The organism is Rhodanobacter glycinis, assembly GCF_900114325.1.
Lineage (GTDB): Bacteria > Pseudomonadota > Gammaproteobacteria > Xanthomonadales > Rhodanobacteraceae > Rhodanobacter_A > Rhodanobacter_A glycinis.
In genome coordinates, this window is the sequence record NZ_FOSR01000016.1 from 67,470 (window position 1) to 77,162 (window position 9,693).

Genomic DNA, 9,693 nt, shown 5'->3' on the forward strand with positions numbered 1-9,693 from the left:
GGCAACTACTCCGCGAAGGGTTGGTCGATCGCCGGCGAGGGTGGGGTGAACCAGGCGGCGCCGTCCTCGGTGATGTGGAAGTGGTCTTCCAGGCGCACGCCGAAACGGCCCGGCACCACGATCATCGGTTCGTTGCTGCAGCACATGCCCGGCTGCAGCACGGTGCGGTCGCCGCGCACCAGGTACGGCATCTCGTGGATGCTCATGCCGCAGCCGTGGCCGGTGCGATGTGGCAGGCCGGGCAAGCGGTAGTCGGGGCCGAGCCCGGCGGCTTCCAGCACCGCACGCGCGGCCTGGTCCACCGACTCGCAGGTGGCGCCGGGACGCGCCGCCGCGAAGGCGGCCTGTTGCGCGGCCTGTTCCAGCGACCAGATGCGCGCCTGCTCGGCGTCGGGCTGGCCGAAGATGTAGCAGCGCGTGATGTCGGACTGGTAACCCTGCACGCTGCAGCCGGTGTCGATCAGCACCAGCTCGCCCTCGCGCAGGTATTGCTCGCCGGGAATGCCGTGCGGGTACGCGGTGGCCTCGCCGAACTGCACGATGCAGAAGGTCGAGCCGTTGTCGGCGCCGAGTGCACGGTGGGCGTGGTCGATGAACTGTTTCAGCTCGCCGGTGCCGATGCCTTCGTGGATGGCGCTGGCGGCCAGCCGCTGCACCTGCAGCGTCATCGCCGTGGCCTGTGCCATCAGCGTCAACTCGGCCGGCGATTTGCACATGCGGCAACCGTCGACGATCGGGCTGGCATCGAGCAGCCGGATCTGCGGCGCGACGGCGCGCAATCGCGTCGACACCACGAATGGTGCGGCCGGATCCAGCGCCAGGCGGTCGGCGTGGCGCTCGGCCAATGCCGCTGCGACCCGTGCCTGCGGGTCCTCGTGTTCCTCCCAAAGGCGCAGCCCGGCGGGAATGCGCAGCGCATGGTCCAGCGAGCCTTTCTCGAACGCGGGGCAGAACACCAGCGGGTCGCCGTCGAGGGTGATCAGCAGCGCCACCAGCCGCTCGCTGGCGCCCCACGGAATGCCGCTGAAGTAGCGCAACGAGGCACCGGCGGTCAGCAGCAGCGCGTTGCCATCGTGCTGACGCAGCAAGGCGCGGGCGCGTTCGATGCGCTGCTGGTATTCCGCGTCGTCGATGGGCTTGGCGCGCGGTTCGAACGGCACGAGGGAATCCATCGCCGCGGCCAGACTGCTGCCGCCGATCTGGCCGCTCATGGCGTGGCTCCCGTCGACGGCATGATGTTGGCGCAGGTCCATTGGCCATCGACCAGGCGCGGGATGGCACCGGGGTTGCGGTCACGCAATTCCACCGGCAGCAAGTCGTCGGGCACGCCGTCGTAGCAATGCAACGCGGCGAAACGGCGGATTGCCGCCGGCATGCCGACGGCGGTGAAGCCGGCGTGGCTGGTGCTGGGGTACGGGCCACCATGATTCATTGCCGGGCTGACGGCGACGCCGGTCGGCATCTTGTTGCACGACAACCGGCCCACGCGCGGACGCAGCACCGCGGCCACTTGCCGCCACGCGTCGTCGTCGCTGCCATCGGCGGCGCGATACAGGGTGCCGGTGAGGTTGCCTTCGAAACAGCCGGCGATCGCCACCATGGTCTCCACGCCGGAGGCGCGCACCAGCAGGCTGGCCGGCCCGAACGCTTCGCCCTGCAGCGCATCAGCGTGCGCAAGGAAGATGGCTTCATCCACGCTGAGCAGGGTGGGGGCGTAGTGGTGGCCGGGACCATCGCCCGGTGCGCCGCCGGCACGCAGCTCGGCGCCCGCATCGCGCAGCGCACGGATCGCCTGCTCAAGCCGGTCGCGCACGTTGCCGGCGAACAGCACGTTCGGCGCCGCCGTGGCGAAGTGTTCGACAGCCGCCGCGACGAAGGCGTCGCCGGCCGGGGTCATCGGTACGATCACGATGCCCGGGTTGGTGCAGAACTGGCCGCTGCCCATCGTGCACGAGCTGAAGAATTCCTGCGCCAGCGCGGCACCGCGTTCGGCCAGCGCACCGGGCAGCAGGAATACCGGGTTGACGCTGGACATCTCGGCGTAGATCGGCACGCCGGCACGGTCGGCCACGGCCTTCAACGCCATGCCGCCGCTGCGGCTGCCGGTGAAGGCGATTGCGCCCAGCCGGGCGTCGCCGGCCAGTTGCAGGCCGAGCGCATTGTCGAAGTGGTACAGCAACTGCACGCTGGCCAGCGGCAGGCCGCAGGCGTGCAAGGCCTCGTGCGCCAGTTCGGCCAATCGCTTGCTGGTCGCCGGATGCGACGGATGCGCCTTGGCGATCACCGGATTGCGCGCAACGATCGCCGAGGCGAAGTCGCTGCCGGACACCGCATTGAACGCGAACGGAAAGTTGTTGGGGCCGAACACCAGTACCGGCTTGCCCAGCGGCGCGTAATGCGCACGCAGGCCCTTGGTGGTGTCGATCACCGGCTGCGTCCAGCTGAAACGGCGGGCGGCCTTGGCCGCCTGGCGCAACTGGTCGCTGGTGCGTGGCAACTCGTTGCCGGCCAGCCGGGTCGGCGCCGCCAACGCGGTTTCCGCGTGGGCCAGCGCCACCAAGGTTTCGGCGTCCTTGTCGATCAGCGTGGCATAGGTGTCCAGGAACGCGGCGATGCGTTCCGGTGCGGCGGCCGCCAATGCGGCGGCGGCCTCGCAGGCGGCGGCCACGGCCGCCTCGATGTCGGCGCCACCGCAAACCGGAAACGCCGGACCGATCGGCTCGCCGTGGCTCGGGTCTTCGGCGCGGAAGCTGCCGCAGACATCGCGGGCCGCCTGCCATTGCCCGGCGATCAGCACCGGTTCGGTAACGCCCATCTCAAAGCTCCGGACGGGTGGCAATGGCGTGGCGGATGACGTCCAGCGCCTGTGCCCGCTCGTCGCCTTCCACCGGCAGCCGCGGCGCGCGCACGCGCTCGTTGCCCAGGCCGACCTGCTCCTGCACCAGCTTGATCAGCTGCACGAAGCGCGGCACCGTGTCCAGCCGCAGCAGCGGCAGAAACCATTGGTACAGCTTGTCGGCGGCCTTGCTGTCACCGGCGCGGGCCAGCTCGAACAGCTTCACCGATTCCTTCGGATAGGCGTTGACCAGGCCGGCGATCCAGCCGGTGGCGCCGGCCGCGATGCCTTCGACGATGGCGTCGTCCATGCCCACCAGCAACTCCAGCCGGTCGCCCAGCAGATGGCGGATGGCGGTGATGCGGCGCACGTCGGTGGAGGATTCCTTCACCGCCTGCAGGTTCGGATGGGCGGCGGCGAGTTCGGCGATCTGCGCGGGCAGGAAGTCGGTCTTGTAGGCCGGCGGGTTGTTGTAGAGCATGCACGGCAGGTCGGTGGCGCCGATCACCGCGCTGGCGTAGGCGCCCATCTCGCGCCAGTCGGTGGAATACACATAGGGCGGCAACACCATCAGGCCGCGGCAGCCGATCGTCTTGGCTTCGCGTGCCAGGCGCACGGCCTCGTCGGTGGACAGCGAGGCGATGCCCGGGATCACCGGCGCGCGATCACCCAGCGCTTGCACCAGCGTGCGCATGATCGCCAGCTTTTCCTCGAAGCCCAGCGTCGCCGCTTCGCCCAGCGAGCCCAGCGGCACCATGCCGACGCAACCGGCATCGATCATGGTGCGGGCATGCGTGGCGAGGAAGGCGTGGTCGACCGTGCCGTCGGCGGCGAACGGCGTGGTGATGGCGGGGAGCACACCGCGCCAGAGCGAAGTCGGATTCATGGATATCTACCTCAACAATCAGCAGTAACGGAAAGGTCGCCGGCGGATGCCGCAAGGCTGTCCAGGCGGGCGGGAAACAAGGGGGGGCGACCGCTGCCGGCCGGCATGAAGCGGCCCAGTTCGGCCAATGCGCTGCCGCAGATGCGGCCCTGGCAGGCGCCCATGCCGCAGCGGCTGGCCAGGCGCGCGGCGCGGGTGTCGGAAAAATCGTCCAGTGCGCCCAGTGGCACGTCTTCGCAACGGCATACCGTGGTCTGCGGCGTGGCCAGTGCGTGCAGGTGCGGGACGAGCGCAAAGCTGCGCGCCAGCAACCCGGAGAAACGGCGCGCGCGAGTACGGCGCCGTAGCAGTGCGGTCGCTGAAGCATCGTCGCCGGCAGCAGCATGACCAGCGATGGCCCCTTCGATGCGCGCCACGGCCAGACCACCGATGCCGCAGGCTTCACCAGCGGCGAAGACATGCGTCACGCTGGTGCGACCGAACGAATCGACGCGCACGCCAGGGTGCACCGCTCCGTCCTGCAATGCGCAGCCGAGCAAACGCGCGAGTCCGGTATCGGGAACCAGGCCGTAACCGACGGCCAGGTGGTCGCAGGCCACGCGTTGTACGCCGTGCGGACCGACGATCTCGACCGCTTCCAGCGTCTCGCGGCCGAAAGCCGCGCGCACATGCGAGCCGAAGCGATAAGGCACGCTGGCCAGCCGGGCGCGCAGGCCGAGTGCCTGCATGGCGCGCTCGGGCCAGCGCCAAAGCTGCGCGGTGAAGGCGGCCATCGTGCGCGCCGGGGCCTGTTCGTGGATGCCCAACAGCTGGGCACCGTGCGTGCGCAAGCTGTCGGCGGCGGCCAGCAGCAGCGGTCCGCTGCCCGCGACAATCACGCGCTTGCCGGTGATCGGCCAGCCCTGCTTGACCAGCGCCTGCAGACCGCCGGCGCCGGTGACGCCGGGCAGCGTCCAGCCGGGGAATGGCAGCAGCAATTCGCGGGCGCCAGTGGCCAGGATCAGTGCGCTGTATTCGAGGTCGTGCGCGCCGTGCGCGGATTCGGTGCGCAGCGTGTGGCCTTCGCTGGCGATCACCGTGTGGCCGGCCAGCAGCTCGACGTGATCGATCGCCGCGATGGCGGCTTGCGCGGCGCGGGTCGGTGGCTTCGCGATGTCGTGACGCCAGACCTGGCCACCGGGTCGCGCCTGCGCGTCGATCACGCCGACGCGTCGCCCATGGCTGGCCGCCGCTTGTGCCGCCGCCAGGCCGGCCGGGCCGGCGCCCACCACCAGCACGTCGTAGCGCTCAGTCATCGGTCTGCACCTGCATGCCTTCGCGTACCGGCGTCATGCAGGCGCGCAGGTTGGCGTGGCCGTCCACGCGCACGCGGCATTCGAAACACACGCCCATCCCGCACAGCGGCGCGCGTGGTTCGCCATGCACCGAACGGCGGAAACGCGTGGTCACCTGCGCCACCGCGGCGACGACGTTGGCGCCTTCGGGCACCGCCACCGACTGGCCATTGACGCACAGGTGGATCAGGTCGCCGCTCATGTCGTCACCCGCGATGGCGCAAACGGCGCGGGATCGATCGCCGGGGTGTCGCCGCGCAACAGGTCGATCAACAAGCGCGCGCTGCCCAATGCGGTAGTCACGCCCAGGCCTTCGTGGCCGGCGGCGGCCCACACGTCGCGATAGCCGGGTACTGCGCCCAGGTAGGGCCGACCGTCGATCGGCGTGGGGCGAAAACCGGTCCACGTGCGCAGCGCCTGCAAGTCGCGCAAGCCCGGCATGAAGGTGAACGCGCGTTGCAGCATGCGTTGCACCATCGGCGGCGACACCGCGCTGTCGCCGTCGCCGAATTCGCGCGACGAACCAATCAGGATCTGCCCGGTCGGTCGCGGTTGCACGTTGAAGGCCACGCTGCTGTCGGCATCACCATGCGCGCTGTCGGCGTAGCCCAGTTCCAGCACCTGATGATGCAGCAGGCCGGGATAGCGGTCGGTGATGACGAGGTGCCCCTTGCGCGAACGCATCGGCAGCTCCGGCAGCAATTGCGGCAGCGCACAGCCGGTGGCGACCAGCACCGGGCCTACCAGGCGACTGCCGTCATCCAGCGTCACCGCGCCATCGCCCAGCGTGAGCACGCGGCGCCCGTGATGCAGAGTTGCGCCGTGGGCGCACGCGCGCTTTACCAGATGCAGCGCCACCCGTGGCGGATAGACCACCGCGTCGCCGGGCACCCGCAGGCCACCGGCCATGCCGGGCGCCAGCAGCGGTTCGAGTCGATACAGCTCGTCGGCATCGACGGCGCGCGCCTCGATGCCGGCCGCGGCCAGTCGCGCAATGCGTGTGTCGATGGCGCCGATTTCCTGCGGGTTGCGCGCCACCCACAAGGTGCCGCAACGGCTGAATTCCGCCTCGGCCAGATCGGCAAAGGCTTCCCACAGTTGTAGCGAATAACGCGACAGCGCCAGTTCCACCGGATCGTCGTCCATCGCCACCAGATGCCCCATTGCCGCGGCGGTGGAGCCGCCGCCGATCGGACCCGGTTCGACGATGGCCACGCGCAGCCCCGCCGCCGTGGCCGCATCGGCGCAGGCCGCGCCAATGATGCCGGCGCCGACGACGATGAGGTCGAAGTGGCTCACGGGTGGCCGAAGCCCCACGCGAAGGGATCGTTGTCGTCGATCAACAGATTGGCCGTGGCGGTGATGTACGCGATGCCGGTGATGTGCGGATGGATGCCGCGCGGGCTTGGCGTGTAGCGGCCCTCAAACACGCTGCCGAGGATGCTTTCCTGTCGCCATGTTTCGTCCGCGGCAAGTTTGCCGTCGGCGGCGAGGCAGGCCAGCTTGGCGCTGGTGCCGGTGCCGCATGGCGAGCGATCCCAGGCCATGCCGGGGCACAAGACGAAATTGCGCGAATGCACGCCCGCTGTGGGCGATGCTCCGCTGAGCTCGATATGGTCGATCTCGGCACCGTCGGCGCCGGTGACATGCGCCGCTTCCAATGCGTGGCGGATCGCTTCGGTATACGCGCTCAACTCGCGCTGGTGGGCCAGGTCCAGCGGCAGCGGCACGTCGCCGGTGATGAAGAACCAGTTGCCGCCCCAGGCGACGTCGCCACACACGCGGCCGTAGCCGGGCACGTCCACGCACACGTTCGCGGTGTGCCGATAGCTTTCCACGTTGTCGATGGAGACGCGGTTGTCGTCGTGCAATTCCACGTCGACCGTGCCCACCGGTGTTTCCAGCCGATGTCGGCCAGCAGTGATACAACCCAGCTGCGCCAGCGTGCGCACCACGCCGATGGTGCCGTGGCCGCACATGCCGAGATAGCCGACGTTGTTGAAGAAAATCACGCCGGCGCAGGCATCGGCCGATCGCGCCGGCAGCAGCAACGCACCGACCATCACGTCCGAACCGCGCGGCTCGCAGATCACGGCGCGACGCCAGTGGTCGTGGTGCTCGGCGAAAGCCTGCCGCTGCGCCCGCAGGGTCGTGCCTTGCAGTTGCGGGAATCCGCCCACGACGACCCGGGTGGGTTCGCCGCCGGTGTGCGAGTCGATGATGTCGATGCTGTGCATGGCGTCATCATCGGCCTGCGGATCGGGTATGGTCTAGCAGCGTTTCTCGTTACTGGATGCGGAAGTCAGCACAATGGCCAAGGCGCGAAAATCTCCGGTTCGACCGGCTTCCGATGGCACGGGTCGGGGCGTCGTCGACCAAGTTGGCGGTATCGATTCCCACCCGCCGATGCTGGTGCCAGCCAGCGAACTGGAAGCGCTGCTGGACGCATTGCCGGACGTGGTGTTCTTCATCAAGGACACCGCCGGCCGCTACACCCACGCCAACCTCACCCTGGTGCGCCGGCTCGGCCTGAAACGGCGCGACGAAGTGATCGGACGCAGCGTAACCGAGCTGTTCACGGCGGCACTGGGCAGTGCCTACGCGCGGCAGGACCAGCGCGTGCTGCTGGGCGAAACGGTGGAAAACCAGCTTGAGATGCACATCTTCCCCAACCGCGCGCCCGGTTGGTGCCTGACCTGCAAGCGTCCGCTGCGCGAGCACGACGAAATCCGCGGCGTGCTGGGCATCTCGCGCGACCTGGGCCAGCCGGATGGCAAACACCCCATTTACCTGCGCCTGCGCCGCGTGCTCGATCACCTGAACGACCATTACGCGGAGAACGTGCGCGTGCAAACGCTGGCCGGCTTGGCCGATGTCTCCGTGGCCCAGCTCGAACGGTATTTCCGCCGCGTATTCCAGCTCACCCCGCAACAACTGCTGACCAAGCTACGCATCGAAGCGGCGATGCGCCTGCTCGCTGGCAACAGCAGTGTGGCCGCGATAGGCCAGGCCTGCGGCTTCGGCGACCAGAGCGCATTCGCACGCCAATTCAAGGCCACCGTAGGCATGACGCCACGTGACTATCGCAGCATGATTTCGCGCGGGGATGTGGCGCAGGTCGACTGAGCTGGCACCCGCAGACTGCATTTCGCCAGTAGTGGTGAGGTAAGGAATGCGCGTGCGTCGTCATCCCGGCCGGTTGCACTGTGCTTCCATCGCACATCGACAAATTCACCAACGACGGGTGCTGGCGGCGACGATGGTAGTGATTGGAGAGCACTGGCAGAACGAATTCCTCTGCCGCCGCATTGTGTATCCCGTCAGCGTGCGCGCGTGCAGTGGAGCGGAGTGTTCCGCTTGGAGCGCCTGGGTCACCGCGAGCGTGGATTGATTGACAGGGAGGCAGGCGAGATGCGCACGATGACATTCAAGTGGGTGGGGCTTTGCTTGGTAGGGCTGCTCAAGGTGGTCACGGCCCATGCCGGCACGGTGACGTATGTGTCACCGACCCGCAGGCACGCCGCTGGCCGAGGCTGATGCGCAGGGCCACATCACCGCCCGGTTCGATTACTCGCCGTATGGCAGCATCGCGCTGGGCACGGCGCCGAATGGACCGGGATATACGGGGCATGTGAACGACCCGGAGACGGGGCTCGTTTATATGCAGCAGCGGTACGATGACCCGAGTGGCGGTCGTTTCCTGAGCCCGGACCCGGTGGGGGTGAGCCCGGGGAATGTGTACAGTTTCAATCGGTATGCGTATGCGGACAATAATCCGATCAATCGCACCGATCCGGATGGGCGCGATAGCGTTGGCGAGATCATCGATGAGAATGCCCAGGCCTCGGCTAATGCTGGAAATCATCTAGCAACTTATGGTTGGGCATTTGCAGGGGCGGTGTGGAGTGCCCTCGGTGCAGAGCCGGTTAGCCAAGTGGCTGATAAAGGTACGGGTGCTGGCACCGGCAATATAGTCATGGCGGCCGTCACCATCGCGACGCTTGGCAAAGGTGAGGAGGCGGCTAATGTCGCCAAAGGGGTCGCCGAGGTAACTGAAGATGTCGCTAAAGATGCAGGGACTCTGTATCACTACACGGATGCTGAAGGAGCTTCTGCTATAAAGTCTTCTGGAGTGATTAAACCAGACAGTTCCGGGCGTGTTTTTTTGACTACCGATAAAATTGCTTCTAAGGATGCAAACAATGCGCTATTTATGGGTCAAGGAGGATCTAACAGGCTGTTGAGAATGTCGATTTCAAAGCTGCAGCGATAGAGTTTTTCTATCGCTGCAGGTGCATGTCCGTTTGGGTGAAGACCCTTTTCCAGGTTCCGGGCGCACGCCTCCCGTCGCGGCTCACGTTGGCGATGGATTCCACCACTCGCCAATGCCGCCGAGTCGGATCAGGTTGTATGCCGCAAACGTCCACGTCACCCAACCACGCACCTTGGGCAGCGATACCAGCGGCAACTTGTCCAGCCCGCCAACAGTCTTGATCCAGCCAAAACCCTGCTCGATGCGCTTGCGTACCTGAAGACTCATCGCGTACCCCTTGCCGCGCGCCTTGCGCGCATCGATGGCGCTACGCCGGCCCGAGGTGTTGCGCGCGATGTGTGGCTTGATTCCGCGCTGCTCCAGC

General features: G+C 67.5%; 10 protein-coding genes. 2 read left to right on the forward strand and 8 right to left on the reverse strand.

What is annotated here, in order from left to right; translation table 11 throughout:
- Window positions 1-5: 5 nt before the first annotated feature.
- The 7 genes from BMY90_RS14640 to BMY90_RS14670 are packed head-to-tail and all read right to left on the reverse strand — an operon-like array spanning window position 6 to window position 7,293.
- On the reverse strand, window positions 6-1,211 hold the full coding sequence (locus tag BMY90_RS14640; RefSeq protein WP_092704992.1) for a M24 family metallopeptidase: 1,206 nt from the start codon (window positions 1,209-1,211) through the stop codon (window positions 6-8).
- The gene (locus tag BMY90_RS14645; protein WP_092704978.1) at window positions 1,208-2,815 is read right to left on the reverse strand and encodes an aldehyde dehydrogenase family protein; all 1,608 of its coding nucleotides are present in this window, start codon (window positions 2,813-2,815) and stop codon (window positions 1,208-1,210) included. Before BMY90_RS14645 ends, BMY90_RS14640 begins: the two co-directional genes overlap by 4 nt.
- Window position 2,816: 1 nt before the next feature.
- Complete coding sequence (locus BMY90_RS14650) at window positions 2,817-3,722, reverse strand: dihydrodipicolinate synthase family protein (RefSeq protein WP_092704980.1); 906 nt, start codon at window positions 3,720-3,722, stop codon at window positions 2,817-2,819.
- Window positions 3,723-3,733: 11 nt separating this feature from the next.
- Window positions 3,734-5,017: an NAD(P)/FAD-dependent oxidoreductase gene (locus BMY90_RS14655; protein WP_092704981.1), complete on the reverse strand. Its 1,284-nt coding sequence runs from the start codon at window positions 5,015-5,017 to the stop codon at window positions 3,734-3,736.
- Window positions 5,010-5,258 (reverse strand): (2Fe-2S)-binding protein, encoded by a 249-nt coding sequence (locus tag BMY90_RS14660; RefSeq protein WP_092704983.1) that lies wholly within the window; start codon window positions 5,256-5,258, stop codon window positions 5,010-5,012. Before BMY90_RS14660 ends, BMY90_RS14655 begins: the two co-directional genes overlap by 8 nt.
- Window positions 5,255-6,355: an NAD(P)/FAD-dependent oxidoreductase gene (locus BMY90_RS14665; protein WP_092704985.1), complete on the reverse strand. Its 1,101-nt coding sequence runs from the start codon at window positions 6,353-6,355 to the stop codon at window positions 5,255-5,257. Before BMY90_RS14665 ends, BMY90_RS14660 begins: the two co-directional genes overlap by 4 nt.
- Window positions 6,352-7,293 (reverse strand): proline racemase family protein, encoded by a 942-nt coding sequence (locus BMY90_RS14670; protein WP_092704986.1) that lies wholly within the window; start codon window positions 7,291-7,293, stop codon window positions 6,352-6,354. The genes BMY90_RS14665 and BMY90_RS14670 overlap by 4 nt, the downstream gene beginning before the upstream one ends.
- Window positions 7,294-7,462: 169 nt before the next feature.
- On the opposite strand from BMY90_RS14670, the gene BMY90_RS14675 reads away from it, so the two are divergent.
- Both BMY90_RS14675 and BMY90_RS14680 read left to right on the forward strand, forming a co-directional pair.
- Entirely contained in the window at window positions 7,463-8,182 is a 720-nt protein-coding gene (locus BMY90_RS14675; protein ID WP_092704988.1) for an AraC family transcriptional regulator, read from the forward strand.
- A gap of 370 nt (window positions 8,183-8,552) precedes the next feature.
- Window positions 8,553-9,329: an RHS repeat-associated core domain-containing protein gene (locus tag BMY90_RS14680; protein ID WP_092704990.1), complete on the forward strand. Its 777-nt coding sequence runs from the start codon at window positions 8,553-8,555 to the stop codon at window positions 9,327-9,329.
- 81 nt (window positions 9,330-9,410) lie between these two features.
- On the opposite strand, the gene BMY90_RS14685 is transcribed toward BMY90_RS14680, so the two are convergent.
- Window positions 9,411-9,693: transposase (locus tag BMY90_RS14685; RefSeq protein ID WP_139201766.1), on the reverse strand; the 283-nt coding region annotated here is incomplete at its 5' end.

What these genes read in the sequence shown, in the direction of transcription:
- BMY90_RS14645 (WP_092704978.1), bottom strand. Translation starts at nt 2,815, where the DNA reads ATGGGCGTTACCGAACCGGTGCTGATCGCCGGGCAATGGCAGGCGGCC.
- BMY90_RS14675 (WP_092704988.1), top strand. Translation starts at nt 7,463, where the DNA reads ATGCTGGTGCCAGCCAGCGAACTGGAAGCGCTGCTGGACGCATTGCCG.
- BMY90_RS14640 (WP_092704992.1), bottom strand. Translation starts at nt 1,211, where the DNA reads ATGAGCGGCCAGATCGGCGGCAGCAGTCTGGCCGCGGCGATGGATTCC.
- BMY90_RS14660 (WP_092704983.1), bottom strand. Translation starts at nt 5,258, where the DNA reads ATGAGCGGCGACCTGATCCACCTGTGCGTCAATGGCCAGTCGGTGGCG.
- BMY90_RS14655 (WP_092704981.1), bottom strand. Translation starts at nt 5,017, where the DNA reads ATGACTGAGCGCTACGACGTGCTGGTGGTGGGCGCCGGCCCGGCCGGC.
- BMY90_RS14680 (WP_092704990.1), top strand. Translation starts at nt 8,553, where the DNA reads ATGTGTCACCGACCCGCAGGCACGCCGCTGGCCGAGGCTGATGCGCAG.
- BMY90_RS14650 (WP_092704980.1), bottom strand. Translation starts at nt 3,722, where the DNA reads ATGAATCCGACTTCGCTCTGGCGCGGTGTGCTCCCCGCCATCACCACG.
- BMY90_RS14670 (WP_092704986.1), bottom strand. Translation starts at nt 7,293, where the DNA reads ATGCACAGCATCGACATCATCGACTCGCACACCGGCGGCGAACCCACC.